General features: G+C 60.4%; 14 protein-coding genes and 1 pseudogene. 2 read left to right on the forward strand and 13 right to left on the reverse strand.

The annotated features are described in order from the left end of the window. Window positions 1-900 precede the first annotated feature (900 nt). Window positions 901-1,132, reverse strand: a pseudogene (locus I6F24_RS20660) (transposase); the annotation flags it as partial. Window positions 1,133-1,361: 229 nt separating this feature from the next. Here I6F24_RS20660 and I6F24_RS20665 point away from each other — a divergent pair. After that, window positions 1,362-1,991: an FMN-binding negative transcriptional regulator gene (locus tag I6F24_RS20665; RefSeq protein ID WP_225128601.1), complete on the forward strand. Its 630-nt coding sequence runs from the start codon at window positions 1,362-1,364 to the stop codon at window positions 1,989-1,991. A 502-nt stretch (window positions 1,992-2,493) separates the two neighbouring features. Beyond that, window positions 2,494-3,402, forward strand: coding sequence for a TauD/TfdA family dioxygenase (locus I6F24_RS20670; protein WP_225128602.1), 909 nt, complete (start codon window positions 2,494-2,496; stop codon window positions 3,400-3,402). Between the two features lie 162 nt (window positions 3,403-3,564). Here I6F24_RS20670 and I6F24_RS20675 read toward each other — a convergent pair whose 3' ends face one another. The 12 genes from I6F24_RS20675 to I6F24_RS20730 all read right to left on the reverse strand — a co-directional run bounded on the left by I6F24_RS20675 (window position 3,565) and on the right by I6F24_RS20730 (window position 14,665). Next, on the reverse strand, window positions 3,565-3,807 hold the full coding sequence (locus I6F24_RS20675) for a DUF2274 domain-containing protein (protein WP_128931751.1): 243 nt from the start codon (window positions 3,805-3,807) through the stop codon (window positions 3,565-3,567). Window positions 3,808-3,811: 4 nt separating this feature from the next. Then, the gene (locus I6F24_RS20680; protein WP_225128603.1) at window positions 3,812-5,023 is read right to left on the reverse strand and encodes a TrbI/VirB10 family protein; all 1,212 of its coding nucleotides are present in this window, start codon (window positions 5,021-5,023) and stop codon (window positions 3,812-3,814) included. Then, window positions 5,020-6,051: a P-type conjugative transfer protein TrbG gene (trbG, locus tag I6F24_RS20685; protein WP_225128604.1), complete on the reverse strand. Its 1,032-nt coding sequence runs from the start codon at window positions 6,049-6,051 to the stop codon at window positions 5,020-5,022. Before trbG ends, I6F24_RS20680 begins: the two co-directional genes overlap by 4 nt. Further along, complete coding sequence (gene trbF, locus I6F24_RS20690) at window positions 6,048-6,731, reverse strand: conjugal transfer protein TrbF (RefSeq protein WP_225128605.1); 684 nt, start codon at window positions 6,729-6,731, stop codon at window positions 6,048-6,050. Before trbF ends, trbG begins: the two co-directional genes overlap by 4 nt. A 92-nt stretch (window positions 6,732-6,823) precedes the next feature. After that, window positions 6,824-8,050, reverse strand: coding sequence for a P-type conjugative transfer protein TrbL (gene trbL / locus I6F24_RS20695; RefSeq protein ID WP_225128607.1), 1,227 nt, complete (start codon window positions 8,048-8,050; stop codon window positions 6,824-6,826). Beyond that, window positions 8,047-8,418 (reverse strand): putative entry exclusion protein TrbK-alt, encoded by a 372-nt coding sequence (gene trbK-alt / locus I6F24_RS20700; RefSeq protein WP_225128609.1) that lies wholly within the window; start codon window positions 8,416-8,418, stop codon window positions 8,047-8,049. Before trbK-alt ends, trbL begins: the two co-directional genes overlap by 4 nt. After that, window positions 8,418-9,149 (reverse strand): P-type conjugative transfer protein TrbJ, encoded by a 732-nt coding sequence (trbJ, locus tag I6F24_RS20705; RefSeq protein WP_225128611.1) that lies wholly within the window; start codon window positions 9,147-9,149, stop codon window positions 8,418-8,420. The genes trbK-alt and trbJ overlap by 1 nt, the downstream gene beginning before the upstream one ends. After that, window positions 9,146-11,587, reverse strand: coding sequence for a conjugal transfer protein TrbE (gene trbE, locus I6F24_RS20710; protein ID WP_225128613.1), 2,442 nt, complete (start codon window positions 11,585-11,587; stop codon window positions 9,146-9,148). Before trbE ends, trbJ begins: the two co-directional genes overlap by 4 nt. Before the next feature lie 10 nt (window positions 11,588-11,597). Next, window positions 11,598-11,861: a VirB3 family type IV secretion system protein gene (locus I6F24_RS20715; protein WP_225128614.1), complete on the reverse strand. Its 264-nt coding sequence runs from the start codon at window positions 11,859-11,861 to the stop codon at window positions 11,598-11,600. Then, window positions 11,861-12,184 carry a TrbC/VirB2 family protein gene (locus I6F24_RS20720; RefSeq protein ID WP_225128615.1) on the reverse strand — a complete coding sequence of 108 codons (324 nt, stop codon included), beginning with the start codon at window positions 12,182-12,184 and terminating at the stop codon, window positions 11,861-11,863. The genes I6F24_RS20715 and I6F24_RS20720 overlap by 1 nt, the downstream gene beginning before the upstream one ends. 1 nt (window position 12,185) lies before the next feature. Then, window positions 12,186-13,100 (reverse strand): P-type conjugative transfer ATPase TrbB, encoded by a 915-nt coding sequence (trbB, locus tag I6F24_RS20725; protein WP_225128792.1) that lies wholly within the window; start codon window positions 13,098-13,100, stop codon window positions 12,186-12,188. A 230-nt stretch (window positions 13,101-13,330) separates the two neighbouring features. After that, complete coding sequence (locus tag I6F24_RS20730) at window positions 13,331-14,665, reverse strand: MFS transporter (protein ID WP_225128616.1); 1,335 nt, start codon at window positions 14,663-14,665, stop codon at window positions 13,331-13,333. Between the last annotated feature and the right edge of the window lie 69 nt (window positions 14,666-14,734).

Genomic DNA, 14,734 nt, shown 5'->3' on the forward strand with positions numbered 1-14,734 from the left:
ACTTTTGAAGCGCCTACGATCCATTGCCACCTTGATCTCGAAGATGGCGACGATCGCCGCGCAGACCGCTGTACCGCCAATTGCCGATACAGGATCATTTCGATCCATACGTGTACTAACACTGGACGAAGGCGGTTAATCCGGCCCCAGCCGTGAATCAGGACAGGCCGAGGCGGCCTTACTCTCGATGCTGGGGGTTGTGGTCGTGCCAGTCCGCCATCTGTTTGTACTCGCGGGCCATCTGCCCGAGCTCGCGCTTCGCTTTCGGATTGCCGGTTAGGGCGGCCTGGTGCCGGCCGAGCAGTTCAAGCGAGCGGTGCGAATAATTCGGCGGGAGATCGGTCTGGCATTCGGCAGAATACCACGCCCCTCTCGGGGGCGGTCAGCCGTGTTACAAAGCGAACACTTCTCAGAAGGCCGGGCGAGAAGACCGCAGTCGCGGCCTCAAGACAGCTCCTGGGGCCTGTGCCGCGACGTTCCGCACGATGGGCGCTGCGGCTTGACCTAGCACATCGCGCGCTAACCCGGCGAGGATCTTAGCCGATCGTTAGCAAGAATCTGCAGTTTGCTCTTGGGACGAACCGTGGGGACATGCACGGCCTTGTGCTCAGGCTCGGGGTCGAGGGTCCGCCAGCCAGCCCGGAGGGCCTTCCCTCATGCCCCTAACTTTCGATTCACATGTATGGAGTCGGAACCGGTGCACGCCGTAGCGTTGGTGAAACCGGGGCTGGCTATATATTTCACTTAAACCAGGGCTCTCCCTCGCGTCGCGCGCTTACTTCGTTGTCGCGCTGCCGGACCGGGGGGAAGCTTCCTGCATTGCGCAAGGAGCTAACGTCGGCTGGTGGACGCAGGCGCGGAGATCGGCACGCGGCAGATCCCCGGCGTGGACGGCCCCTATCGCTTTTTTGAAAGCAGCTCGCGAAGGGCGGCCGCGTCGAGCATCTGCTCGGCCAGAAGCTTCTTCAGCTTCGCGCTCTCCTCTCCCAGCGCCTCAGGCGCTTGGTCTCAGAGACATCCATGCCGCCGAATTTAGCCTTTCAATTGTAGATCGTCGCTTCGGAGATCCCATGCCTGCGAGCCAGGTCAGCCGTTTCGCCCAAGCCTCATCCTCCTTTAATACCGCGATAATCTGCTCTTCCTGAACCTTGCTCGCCTCATCTGTCCGTCCCTCTTCGGGCTGGACTCTAACTCCTTCGCCTTCTGGAACAAATACTTAGTGGCGGGTCACGTCCCGGACAAATCCGAAAACTTCACGTCAAAAGAGGAAGCGGAGCACCTCTACGGGAGCTACCGAAACTGCCGGTTTTCTAGCTTCTTGACTTGGGTTTTATCTGGACGACAGCCAACGGAGACCCTCTATGTACATACCATCCCACTTTCGAGATGACGACCTCAAGAGCATTCAAGCGACAATCCGCTGCGCCCGATTGGCCAACCTGATCACGGCGACATCAGATGGGCCACTTGCGACGCCTCTTCCGCTCTTCCTCGATGAGAGCGAAGGCAAACACGGCGCGCTGTACGGGCACCTGGCGAAGGGCAATCCGCAATGGCGCACGGCCCCGATTGGAGAAGCTCTGGCGATCTTTAGTGGCGCAGAGGCTTATGTGACACCATCCTGGTATCCAAGCAAGCGTCAAACTGAACACGTGGTGCCTACATGGAATTACATCGCGGTCCACGCCCATGGACCGATTGAGTTCTTCGAGGATCCTAAACGCCTGCTTGAGATCGTGACGCGTCTGACGAATATCCATGAGACGTCACGTGCGACGCCCTGGGCCGTCAGCGATGCGCCCGCGGATTTCATTGCCGTCCAGTTGCGTGAAATCGCCGGCGTGCGCATCCCGATCACCATGGTCGAAGGCAAGCGCAAGATGAGCCAGAACCGCCCTGCGCCCGATCGCGTTGGTGTCGCCACCGGCCTAGCGGCGAGCAAACTGGCACAGGACCTGGAAGTTGCAGCTCTTATCCTGGCTCAGGACTGAGACGATAATGTGCATGACCGTGGCCAACAGCGCCGATGGACATTACATCTGCAGCTCTCACACGCTCCAGCGGCATTAGTAGAGATTAACCCGGGCATACAATTACCTCGCGACATTTATTAACCGAACAGTCAGCTCGGGCTTACCGCGCTGTAGACACTTGTCTGTATTCTGACAGAGGCACAATCTCGTGTCAGGTCCAGTACAGCGCGAATATCGAAAGTCCATTCGGCCTTGTGGCTTGCCAGCGCCGCCTAGGTTGGCGCCTCCTGCTGTCCGCTTCGGCTTTCACGGTTCGACATTAGAAGGGGGAGGTCGGTGATCGAGTTTTTTCGTCACTCGGTCCAACCATCGGCTCAGTTCGATGACTCGCGCCGAATACCACGATTCGTTCAGTGCCCATTGGCGGTACATGGTCGTCTTTCGCCTGGCACGATGCTTGCTGAAGATCATTCGCTCCGAGAGGCGAGAGAGAGAAACTGCAAGGGCTTACAAAAGCAACATGAGCACAACGGCTTTGATCGGTGGCGTCATTCCGAGCACCGATGTGGTGAAACGAGCAGCGCGCATCGGCGCCGAAATCAAAAATATCAAGCTATCAGGCGATTTACCGGATCACGCGATCGCTGCGATCAACAGCTTATTGCTCAAGCACAAGGTGATCTTCTTCCGTAATCAAGGACATCTCAATGACGCCGAGCAGGAGCGCTTTGCCGCTCGTCTCGGAAAGTTAGTGCCGCATCCGATGCTTGGTGCCACCAAGGGGATGGCGTCGCTCCTCGAACTGGACTCCACTCGCGGCGGCGGTCGCGCAGACGTTTGGCATACGGATGGGACCTTCGCCGACGCCTATCCCAAGATTTTGGTCCTGCGGGCCGTTGTAATGCCAAGGTTCGGAGGCGACACCGTGTGGTCGAACACAGCTGCCGCTTATCTTGATCTGCCGCCGCCTCTACAACGCCTTGCCGACGGCCTATGGGCCGTTCACAGTAACGTTTTCGATTACGCCGGGATCGCGCGTGTCCGCGAGGTCGACAAGAAGCACTTTGACGAGGTGTTCACCAGAACGGCTTTTGAGACCGAGCATCCCGCTGTACGCGTCCACCCCGAGACAGGCGAGCGGACGCTAGTGCTCGGCGCCTTGGTGAAGCACTTTGTTGGGGTCGGCAAATACGACGGACAAAAGTTGTTCGATCTGTTCCAATCTCACATCACCGCGCCCGAAAACACTGTGCGCTGGAACTGGCTAGAGGGCGATATTGCAATATGGGATAACCGCGCAACGCAGCATTACGCGGTAAACGATTACGGGGACCAGCATCGCGTCGTACGGCGGGCCACGGTCGAGGGTGACGTGCCTGTCAGCGTCGATGGCCGGAGCAGTGTAACGCGCTTCAAGGCGACCGAATAACTGCAGTTGGCCCAGCGCCTCGCGTCTGAAAACCGAGAAAACCTGATAATCGGAGTTGTATCCGGCGCGAACACACCTTTCCGACAAGATATCTCGGCTCTTGGCGCCAGCTCGGCAGCGCCTAGAATTAGCATCGACCAACAGTTTCGGAAACCTTGAGCATCACTGTCCTTCGCCAGCGGCCGGTACGTGGCCTTCACGTTTCAGTTTAGAAAATCCTCGATCCGTGGCCATAAAGCGCGCTAACATGGGAGCGATGAGCTTAGTCGGATCGACCACTTGGCCACCCTGACGCGTAAGCGCTTCCGCATATGCAATGAGATCACGATGCACGGCCGCAGGCAGCTCGGTACTCACTTTGACCGGCTTGTCGTCTGGAAGCTCTCCAATTTTGAGTTTTGGCATGTTGTCACCCTCTATAGGGCGTAAGTATGAGGTCACGATTGACAAGAACACGAACCGGGAAGCCAGGTCGTACAGCCAGAGTGGGCTGGATGTTGAGGCTGCGGCGAACGACCTGCTGTCCGGTCTGATTCAGTGAGTCTGAGGCGCCGTGCCGCAATGCCTGGATGATCGCGCTGTCGTTGCTGTTGGTGTCCGAGCCGGCCCCAAGTTCGGTCCCGACCGCCAGAAACGTCGATAGTGCCGCAGCCTTGAACAGCTCACCCCAGTGATTGTCGACCTGGTCTTCGAGGCCTGCATACCCGGCAGCGTCAGCGCCAGGCTGCCGCTCGAGAACGATGGAACGTCCGTTCGGCATAATCAGCCGGGTCCAGACGAGCAGGACACGGGACTGGCCGAAAGTGACCTGGCTATCGTAGATGCCGATCAGACGCGCTCCCTGAGGCACAAGCAGAGAGCGGCCGGTCGGCGTGTCATAGACATTCTCGGTCACCTGCGCCGTGATCTGGCCCGGCAGGTCCGACCGGATTCCGGTGATCAGGGCTCCCGGAATAACCGTCCCAGCCTGCACGATATACGGTGAAGCCGGCTTGGTGACGCGATCAGGGCTTACCGTGCGACGGTCCACAGAAGCGTTCACGAAGGCAAGCTTGCGGTCCTGACCGTTTTGCGCATTTCCGTCGTCGCCGGTGCTCGTCGCGCTCGCAGGCACGACGCGCTCGTTTCCAACCGCCGCAGCGGCGGGCGGACGCACTTCTCGTCCATTCGCCGAAGCGAATAGATGGCTGATGCGGGCTGCTTCGGTCTCTTGATCCCGGCGCTGCTGTTCTGGATCAGCGCCGATCGTCGGCAACTGGCCTTGGGCCGCAAGGATCGGCCGACCGAGGTCCCCGGGAAGGGGCGGACCCAGTTGCGGGATTGGCTGGCGCGGAATGCCAGTGTAGTCCTTCGGCAGCGCCGTAATACCGTCAGCGACATTGTGATGGTCGGTACTGTAAAGCTCATCGGCCGCCTGGTCTCGAGGGCGATTCTTCTGCAGCGACCACAGCACGGCTCCACCGATGACAAGCAGGGCGACCGCGCTCCCTCCCGCCAGTACTTTCCGTGACAACCGTGTCACGCGCGGGTGCTCCGCTCTCAAGCGGAAGCCCCTGGACTGATCCTCTTGTGTCTCAGGCGGAGCCGCTTGCTCCTGATCGTTCATATTCCGAGTGTTCATGACGACGGTCTCCCATCGGTCCTGACAATACGGACCTTCTGCTGGTGCTCGCCGCCAAGCCGCAGTTCGGCGGCAGCAAACAGCCGATCGACGATCAATACGTTGCCGTAAGCGCGGTAGTTGACGAGTTCAGTCTTGCCGTCTGGACCGATGACGAAGAGCGGAGGCATCTCGCCCTGCACGATCCCCGCCGGGAATTCGACATAGACCTTGCGGCCATCGTCATATGCGGCGAGCGGCCGCCAGGGAGGACTGTCCCCTTCGATGGCATAGCGGAAGGTGCGCTGCGCCGGGTCCGGAAGAACAGGCTGCGCGACCGAACGCGATCGTTCCCGTGCAGTTTCTGGATAGTACCAAGCAACAGACGGCATGTATGGCCGTTCGCGGGAGCGGAGCTCAATCAAGTAGGTGCGCCGGTCCGTATTGACCACCAAGTTGGTCTCAATCGAAGCTCGGGTCGGCTTGACCAGGATATGGACCCGCCGTGTGTCGCCGCTCCCGCTTTCGGTATCGCCCACGACCCAGCGTACGGTATCTCCGGCCGCGATCGGTCCTGATCCCGTCAACTGCTCTCCCTCCTCGAGCGCGATATCCGTGATCTGCCCCGGTGCGGCGTAAATCTGATAGAGCGCCCCGGGACTGTAGGCGTAGATTTGCGCTGCGTTGAAATAGCCCCGCTTGCGCGGTTCGACCCGGGCTGCGCTGTTTGCCGTCTCTACGCGGCTCACCGGCTCAGCGTCTTCTTTCGCGCCTAACTTGCCGCCGAGAGCAGGCTTCCAGAGAGGTGGAACGTGAAGCGGTCGCGATCTGTCGTCGAGAGCCACTGGCGCCGCCGGCAGCGGAGGAACATCAGCGTCATAGCTGATCTCCGGCGGAATGTAGGTCGCGCAGCCTCCGAGCGCGGACGAACAAAGCAGGAAAGCGGATAAAAATGCACGCTTCGAGCTCACGAACTCGGGCCAAGCCGAGCCGAGCCTGCTTTGCTGGAGGGAACGTTTCGAATGAACGTCAAACGGCATCTTGGTCACTGGCTCAACTCCTTTGACCAGTTGATGGCGCGGACGTAGACGCCAAGGGGGTTCTTGCGCAGGCGTTCGGCATCGCGGGGTGTCTCGATCACGATCGAGAGAATTGCGGTCCAACGCTCAGTCGCGCTCAACGAGCCGTTGTCGTAGATGCGCTGGGTCCAGGCGACTCGAAAGCTCTCCGAAGACGCGCGAATGACGCTTGAGACGTCCACTGAGATTTGTGCCTTGCCCAGCTTGGCAAAGGGGTCATTGTTGCGCGCATAGTCGTTCAGTGCAGCCGCGCCACGATCCGTCGTAAAATCATAGGCCCGGAGCCAATTCTGGCGCAGAACGATACTGTCTGCCGGCAAACCTCTGACGTCCTCGATGAAGCGCGCCAGATGGTAGGCTATCTGAGCGTCAGTAGGTTGATAGTCGATGTTGGCCGGCGCAACCCTTTGGGCTTGACCGAGATGATCGACCTCAACTACCCAGGGCGTGATCGAGCCTTGGCTCGATTGCCAGACAAGGCTGCCAGCGAGACCGGCAGACAACATCAAACAGCCGAACGCCATCAGGCGCCAGTTCTTAGCTTGCACGCGCGCTGATCCAATGCGTTCGTCCCAAACCTGAGCGGCCTTTTGATAAGGCGTAATCGGCTCGGGCATGCGCCCGTAGTGAACTGTTGGTCGTTTGAACATCGATGGGTGCCCCTGATATCGAGTGATCGGTTTCAAGTGTGCGATAGAAGGATTTGAGGCGCTGCTGTGCGGCGGAGGTGTAGTGGTGCGTCTCAGCGTTCTCCTTCGGACAAATCGACGGAAGAGCCGCTGCCACCATGATCGCCCGAGCGGACGGCGTGGCCAGCAGCCGAGGCACCGTGCTGAATGATCTGAGCACGCTTCATGCGGCGAGCCCAATCAGGCTGCCCGTCGGCCGGAGCGCTCGCGCCCTGGTCGCCCGCTTGGCTACCTCCGAAGGTAGCCGCTGCCCGGCGCAATGGACTCCACGCAGCCGAAGCGCCAGCCTCCGCGACGCCGGCAAGGCCGCCGCTTCGATAGGCGGCTGTTGCTCCGCTTATGACAGCGCCGCCACCGCGCGCGGCGCCTGCAACCGCACCGCCAGCGAGACCGGCACCGCCAGCGGCAAGTCCCGCGCCAGCTGCAACAATGCCGCCAGCAGCAAGGCCTGTTCCAATCGCGGCGCCGGCGCCAAGTTGAGGTCCGCCCGACACTAGGCCGTTTGCGATACCCGGACCGAAGATGCCGAGGCCCAGCAAGGAAAGCGCCGCGAGCACCAGTGTCATCGCGTCTTCGATGGTCGGCTGTGCACCGCCGAAACCTGCGGTGAACTGCGAGAACAGGGTGGAGCCGATGCCGACGATGACGGCCAGGACCAGGATCTTGATGCCGGAAGATATGACGTTGCCCAGAACGCGCTCCGCCGCGAAGGCAGTCTTGCCAAACAAGCCAAAGGGAATGAGCACGAAGCCGGCCAGCGTCGTGAGCTTGAATTCGATCAGGGTGACAAAGAGCTGGATCGCCAGAATGAAGAAGGCGAGCAGCACCACAATCCAGGCGAATAGGAGAACGACGATCTGGACGAAATTCTCGAAGAAGCTGATGTAGCCCATCAGGTTGGAGATCGAATCAAGCAATGGTCGACCGGCATCGAGGCCGACTTGGGCGATCTTTCCCGGTCGCAGGAAATCTGCCGCGGAGAGGCTTGCGCCCGATGCTTTCAGTCCAAGACCGGCGAAACTCTCGAAGACGGTGCGCGCCAAGCTGTTCCAGTTGCCGATCAGGTAGGCAAAGACGCCTACGAAGAGCGTTTTCTTGACGAGGCGCGCGATAATGTCTTCGTCCGGCCCCCAACTCCAGAACAACGCGGCGAGCGTGATGTCGATCGCAGCAAGGGTCGTTGCGAGATATCCGACATCGCTGCCGAGCAGCCCAAAACCGTTGTCAATATATCGCGTGAACGTTTCAAGGAACTGGTCAATGATCCCCGTACCAGTCATGGCTTGCTCGCCTCAGGCATCGCCGGTCCCGGATAACCTTGCGGGATCCGGCTCTGATCCTTTCGGGCGGACGCCAAGCCTGCGGTGGAATCGTCTTGGCCAGGATCTGCGGGAACGTTCTTCCTGCCCAAGAAGCGGCGCCGGTTTTCGGCCCAAATCTGCTGGCAATGCCGATAACCTGCTGTTTCCTCAGCAGTGACGCTGCGGCAGCGTGCGAGATCAGGGTTGGCTCCATCTGTCGTCCGCTCCGTCTTCGGCAGCGCGGGCGACTCGTCACTACCGCGAAGCTGAATCGTGCAGGCTGTGACCACCAAAACGCCGATTGTCGTCAGCAGCGACAACGCCTTGAATGCCCGAATGTCCGTCATCAGTGGAACATCTGCACGCTGGATGATTGATAACCCTGCCCTGGCGTAAGAAACCGTCGAAGCTGCTCGCGGCCCTGGTCCTGGGCCGAGGCGCGTTGCGCTGCTTCAAGGCTTTGCGCCCTGCCCTGCGCCGTCACGACAGCGGTGAGGTCGGCGAGCTGCTGCGCGTTAAGCGCGAGAATCTGGTTACCAGCTTGTGTTGCCTGCAGAGCGCCGCTTGCGCCCTGGCTAGACATGACGAGCGCGGAGGTCTGGACACGGTTGGTGTCGAGATTGCCAACGATGCCGGCCTGGACGCGAAGCGCGTCTTGCGTTGCGGCATAGGAATTCTGCCAACGCGATTGAGCATTGGAGATCAGTAACTGGTTCGATTGGCTGCTGGTCGCTGGCGCGTAGCTGGTCGAGAACGCGCGATCGATCTGATCGACGTCGTAGGCGATCCGCTGGGCCTGGGCCAGCAATTGCTGGGTCCGCTGGATCGAGGATTGCAGTTGGCGCAGGGATGAATACGGCAGGTTTGCCAGATTCTTTGCCTGATTGATCAGCATCTGCGCCTCGTTCTGCAACGAGGTGATCTGGTTGTTGATCTGCTGCAGCTCACGGGCGGCAGTCAGGACGCTCTGGACGTAGTTGTTGGGATCGAAGACGATCCACTGCGCCCGCGCGGGCACCCTGAGGTCGAGCATCAGCGCGACCATGCCAGCGGCCGCCAATAGGCCAAGACGCCTCATAGCGATTTCTCCAGATTGACGAGGTTGGGGATCAGGTCGAGGGCCCAGGCGACGCCACGGTGCTGTAGCCAGGCCGGCACGAAGCCGTCAGGTCCATGTTCGGCGAGGAGTTGCGAGATGGCTGCCTGGTCTGTCTTGGAAGAGGCTGCGGTAAAGGCCAGAGCGACCTCGCCAAGGCCAAGTTCGAACATCCGGTTGCCGCGGCGAGATTGGCAGTAGTAGTCGCGCTTGGGCGTAGCGCGGCTCAGAAGCTCGATCTGGCGGTCATTGAGGCCAAAGCGGCGATAGATCGCTGTGATTTGCGGCTCGATCGCCCGCTCGTTCGGCAGCAACAGCCGCGTTGGGCAGCTTTCGATGATCGCCGGCGCGATTGCGGACCCGTCAATATCCGAAAGCGATTGGGTGGCAAAGATAACGGACGCATTCTTCTTGCGAAGCGTCTTCAGCCATTCCCGGAGCTGGCCGGCAAAATCTTCGTCATCGAGGGCAAGCCAGCCTTCATCGACAATAAGTAGTGTAGGCCGACCGTCGAGGCGGTCCCCGATGCGATGGAAGAGATACGCCAGCACGGTCGGCGCAGCACTCGTTCCGATCAAGCCTTCGGTCTCAAACGCCTGGACCGACGCCTCGCCGAGATCTTCGAATTCGGCATCGAGCAAGCGCCCGGAAGCTCCGCCCAGGCAGTATGGTTGCAGGGCGCGCTTCAGGGAGTTCAATTGAAGAAGGACTGACAGGCCCGTGAGGGTGCGTTCCTCCCTCGGCGCCGAAGCGAGAGATGTTAGCGCCGACCACAGATGATCCTTGACCTCAGGGGTGATCTCGATCTTTTCCCGTGCCAGGATCGCGCCGATCCATTCCGTCGCCCACCCTCGCTCGGAAGGATCATCGATCCAGGCCAAAGGTTGCAGCGCGACTGGGTTTTCGTCCCCGTCAGACAATGCACCGCCGAGATCATGCCAGTCGCCACCCATGGCGATCGCGGCCGCCCGGATCGAACCGCCGAAATCGAAGGCAAAGACCTGCGAATTCGGGTAACGACGGAACTGTAGCGCCATCAGGGCCAGCAGGACCGACTTGCCGGCTCCAGTCGGTCCCACTACTAGCGTATGGCCGACATCGCCGACGTGGAGCGAGAACCGGAAGGGCGTCGATCCCTCGGTCTTGCCGAACAGAAGCGGCGGACCCTTGAAGTGCAGATCCCTCGCCTCGCCGGCCCAAACAGCCGACATCGGAATCATATGGGCGAGGTTGAGGGTCGAAATCGGAGGCTGCCGCACATTGGCGTAGACGTGCCCGGGCAGACTGCCGAGCCAGGCTTCGACGGCGTTCACGGTCTCGATTATGCAGGTGAAATCACGGCCCTGTATGACCTTCTCGACCAGCCTCAGCTTTTCATCGGCAGTGTTGGGATCGCGGTCCCAGACAGTGATGGTCGCCGTAACAAAGGCTTGTCCGATCTGATCCGACCCCAGTTCCTGCAACGCTGCGTCGGCATCAAGCGCCTTGTTGTGGGCGTCGGTATCGAGCAGCGTCGACGCCTCGTTCGTCATGACCTCCTTGAGAATGGCGCCAATCGACTTTCGTTTGGCAAACCACTGCCGCCGAATCTTGGTCAGCAGTTTGGTGGCGTCGGTCTTGTCGAGCATGATTGCGCGCGTCGACCAACGATACGAGAATGCCAGACGATTCAGATCGTCCAGGATACCCGGGGTCGTCGCACCCGGAAAGCCGACAATCGTCAAGACCCGAATATTGGCTGAGCCCAACATCGGCTCTAGCCCGCCGGTCAGCGGCTGGTCGGACAACAGCGCGTCGATGTACATCGGAATTTCAGGCACGCGAACGCGGTGACGCTTGGTCGAGATCGTCGAGTGCAGGTAGGTCAGCGTGTCCTGATCATCGAGCCACGCGCATTCCGGCATAAATCCTTCAACGAGCTGCAGCACACGGTTGGTTTGGTCGATAAATCCGCGGAGCACCTCGCGGGCGTCTGCTCCCACAGTCCGATCGCGTCCCTCATAGAGCAGGCGCTCTGCCCTGGCGGCTCCCTCCTCGGGTGGCAGATAGAGGAAGGTCAAGAAGTAGCTGGACTCGTAGTGGGCACTCGCCTCTTCGAACTGAGCCCTTCGTTCCGCATCGACCAGCGCTGACGCGATGTCGGGAAAGACGTTAGGCGGGTACGCCCCCGCAAAGTGACGCTGCGCCTCAACGAACACGGCGCAGCCCGATCCCAGGCGACGCACGGCGTTGTTCAGACGGCTGGCGACGGCTACAAGCTCAGCCGGCACCGCGCTGTCGAGGTCAGGCCCCCGGAACTTTGCTGTCCGTTGGAACGAGCCGTCCTTGTTCAGGATGATTCCCTCGTCGACGAGGGCTGCCCAGGGCAGGAAGTCGGCGAGGCGCGCGCTGGAATGACGATATTCGGCAAGGTTCAACATGACCGATAACTCAAAGATTGAGATGACTGGGAATGCGCAGATGTCGGCGCACCACATCGACGAATGCGGGGTCGCGCTTGGCGGCCCAGACGGCGGCCATGTGGCCGATGAACCAGAGGACAAGTCCCGCGATCCACAGCCGAAGTCCGAGCCCAAGGGCTGCCGCAAGCGTGCCGTTCACGATTGCAACTGATCGCGGCGCGCCGCCCATCAGGATTGGCTCAGTGAGCGCGCGGTGAACGGGCACGGCAAAGCCTGTGAGGGGTTCATCCATCAGATAACCACGCCGCCGCCGAAGGAGAAGAACGAAAGGAAGAAGCTCGAGGCGGCAAACGCGATCGACAGACCGAACACGATCTGAATCAACCTGCGGAAACCACCCGACGAGTCCCCAAACGCGAGCGTGAGACCGGTCACCACGATGATGATGACGGCGATGATCTTGGCGACCGGTCCCTCGACCGACTGCAAGATCTGGTTGAGTGGCTGCTCCCAGGGCATGTTCGAGCCAGCCGCCCATGCTGGCTGAACTGCCAAGACCACCGTGCCGAAGGCGGCCAACGATGCACCTCGAAGAAAGCGAAATTGCTGACGCATGTCAGTCTCCTGCTGATGAAAGGTCGTAGTCGCCGGCGGCCCCTAGCCCGGTGACGAGGGCAAGCTCGGCGAGGCGACGGCCGGCGCCGCGCCCCGCCAGCACGGCGATAACGTTGATGGTCTCGGCGATCAGGGCCCGCGGAACCGTGATGACGGCTTCCTGGATGAGCTGCTCGAGCCGCCGCAGTGCGCCGAGCGCGGTGCCCGCATGAATAGTGCCGATGCCACCGGGATGACCGGTGCCCCAGGCCTTGAGCAGATCGAGTGCTTCCGCACCGCGGACCTCGCCAACCGGAATACGATCAGGACGCAGTCGCAGCGAGGACCGAACGAGATCGGATAGCGTAGCCACGCCATCTTTGGTCCGCAGCGCCACGAGATTGGGCGCTTTGCATTGGAGTTCGCGCGTGTCTTCGATCAGAACGACCCGATCGGCGCTCTTTGCTACCTCGGCCAAGAGGGCATTCGTCAGCGTTGTCTTGCCGGTCGATGTCCCACCGGCGACGAGGATGTTCTTCCTTGCGTCGACCGCGCCTCTCAGGATCTTGGCCTGCTCCGAGGTCATGATCCCCCTGGCGACGTAGTCGTCAAGCGTAAACACGGCGACGGCGGGCTTGCGGATAGCAAAGGCCGGTGCTGCAACGACCGGAGGCAAGAGACCTTCGAAGCGCTCGCCGGTCCCTGGCAATTCGGCCGAGACCCGTGGCGAACCGGCATGCACCTCGGCACCCACGTGATGCGCTACCAGGCGAACAATGCGTTCGCCATCCGCCGCGGACAGAGTTTCGCCTGTGTCGATCAGACCATCCGACAACCGATCGATCCACAGCCGCCCATCTGGGTTGAGCATCACCTCGACGATCGCTTCGTCTTCGAGGTAGCCGGCAATCGCGGAGCCAAGCGCGCTACGCAGCATTCGCGCACCGCGTGAGCTCGCTTCGGATTGAATGGAATGGATTGCCACTGTTCGCCCCCACCGAATGAGAGCGTCCTCAGACTCCCTCATATGGGGAGGATTAGAAAAGGCACCAATGGACTTGGCGCAACAAGCGCTTTCGGTGATCGTAGGCTGGCGTAGAAAAAGAAAGACTGAGAAACCGATATTTGACGGCTACTTAATCTTATCCGCTCGCCGCGAATTGCTGCTCACCACTCCGCATCATCATCCGCTGGCAGGAGGATGACCGAGTCCTCATAGAGCCGAACTGTCTCGACAGCGTAGGAAACATCGGTCGGCTCGAAGAAGACGATTGAACTTATCCATGAAGCGACGGATCGGCGCCAAGGCAGCGCGAACCAGACCAACGCTGCGATCTGCAGTGCTATGTAGAGACCGAACGCGACTTGATAAGCTTGGACGGGCCTACGGCCATCATTCGCAGACCATTGCTCCAGGATAAGACCTGTCGCGTATTGTGCCAGAAAGGCCCAACCAAAGTGCAAAACGTTCAAGGCGCCGTTCGCACGACCGGCAAGCTCCGGCGGAAAGTAATCCAGTATCACCGCGAAGCTCACCACGGTTGCCGTTCCGACAATTGCGACAACGGACCAGGGCAAGACGGATGGCAGAGGCGCTCGCAAGATCAAAGCAAACTCAGCTGCGATAAATAGCGCTGCAACCAGCGCCAATACTGTTTCCGCCCCAATTCCCCTTCGTTTGATGCAATGGACCGTCATACCGAATAACCAAGCGCCACCGCTAAGTACGATCGACATCATGAAAAGCTGTCTGACGAGACTTGCGCGATCAAGCCCCTCCACGTCGGCCAGCCATAGCGATGCCCACAATCCCTGCAGGGACCAGGCCGATCCAATGCAAGTCGCCGACAACGGGGCCATTCGCCAAAAGCGGCAATCGCCGAAAACGGAGCTAAGGGTCGCGGGGGTTGACGCCATAGACGAGACAATGCCTCGTTCGGGTACCACGACATAGATGAGAGCGGCCGTCACACCGGTGGCCGCCGCCAAGACCTCAAAGAGTTGCCGCCAGCCCATCCAAGCCAGCAGATGTTCGACGGGAGCCGTAGCGGTCACCGCTCCTAGCGAGCCCAGCATGACCATATAGCCGTTCAGCAAGGCAACGCGTTCCCTGGGGAACCAAAGGATCATGGATTTCAGTCCAGCCGTCAGCGCCGCCGCGAGGCCGAGCCCGATCATTGCACGTGCGATCAAAAGTGACAGGAAGCCGGTCGATACCGCAAACAGCCAAGCGCCCACTGCTGCGAGCAAGAGCAAAACACTCTGTACGCGGCGAGGACCAAAGCGGTCCAACGATATGCCGACGGGGATCTGGGCCGCCGCGAAAACAAGGAAATAGACCGACGTAAGCAACCCGAGGTCGGCAGTCCCAAGCCCGGTATCCGAGCTGAGACGACTGGCGATCAAAGCGTTGATCGTACGATACAGATACGAAAGATAGTATCCGACCGCAAACGGGAGAAATACGCGCGCGGTGAGGCGCCATGCCCCGGAAATCTGCATGCTGGCCCCTCTTGCTGTCAGCTGGTGCAAGCCGATAGCGTGACCAGCTTTTCGTCAGTTCAGCTAAAT

Origin of the sequence: Bradyrhizobium sp. BRP23 (genome assembly GCF_020194135.1) — a bacterium.
GTDB lineage: Bacteria > Pseudomonadota > Alphaproteobacteria > Rhizobiales > Xanthobacteraceae > Bradyrhizobium > Bradyrhizobium yuanmingense.

What these genes read in the sequence shown, in the direction of transcription:
- I6F24_RS20665 (WP_225128601.1), top strand. Translation starts at nt 1,362, where the DNA reads ATGTACATACCATCCCACTTTCGAGATGACGACCTCAAGAGCATTCAA.
- I6F24_RS20670 (WP_225128602.1), top strand. Translation starts at nt 2,494, where the DNA reads ATGAGCACAACGGCTTTGATCGGTGGCGTCATTCCGAGCACCGATGTG.
- I6F24_RS20675 (WP_128931751.1), bottom strand. Translation starts at nt 3,807, where the DNA reads ATGCCAAAACTCAAAATTGGAGAGCTTCCAGACGACAAGCCGGTCAAA.
- I6F24_RS20680 (WP_225128603.1), bottom strand. Translation starts at nt 5,023, where the DNA reads ATGAACACTCGGAATATGAACGATCAGGAGCAAGCGGCTCCGCCTGAG.
- trbF (WP_225128605.1), bottom strand. Translation starts at nt 6,731, where the DNA reads ATGTTCAAACGACCAACAGTTCACTACGGGCGCATGCCCGAGCCGATT.
- trbL (WP_225128607.1), bottom strand. Translation starts at nt 8,050, where the DNA reads ATGACTGGTACGGGGATCATTGACCAGTTCCTTGAAACGTTCACGCGA.
- trbK-alt (WP_225128609.1), bottom strand. Translation starts at nt 8,418, where the DNA reads ATGACGGACATTCGGGCATTCAAGGCGTTGTCGCTGCTGACGACAATC.
- trbJ (WP_225128611.1), bottom strand. Translation starts at nt 9,149, where the DNA reads ATGAGGCGTCTTGGCCTATTGGCGGCCGCTGGCATGGTCGCGCTGATG.
- trbE (WP_225128613.1), bottom strand. Translation starts at nt 11,587, where the DNA reads ATGTTGAACCTTGCCGAATATCGTCATTCCAGCGCGCGCCTCGCCGAC.
- I6F24_RS20715 (WP_225128614.1), bottom strand. Translation starts at nt 11,861, where the DNA reads ATGGATGAACCCCTCACAGGCTTTGCCGTGCCCGTTCACCGCGCGCTC.
- I6F24_RS20720 (WP_225128615.1), bottom strand. Translation starts at nt 12,184, where the DNA reads ATGCGTCAGCAATTTCGCTTTCTTCGAGGTGCATCGTTGGCCGCCTTC.
- trbB (WP_225128792.1), bottom strand. Translation starts at nt 13,100, where the DNA reads ATGCTGCGTAGCGCGCTTGGCTCCGCGATTGCCGGCTACCTCGAAGAC.
- I6F24_RS20730 (WP_225128616.1), bottom strand. Translation starts at nt 14,665, where the DNA reads ATGCAGATTTCCGGGGCATGGCGCCTCACCGCGCGCGTATTTCTCCCG.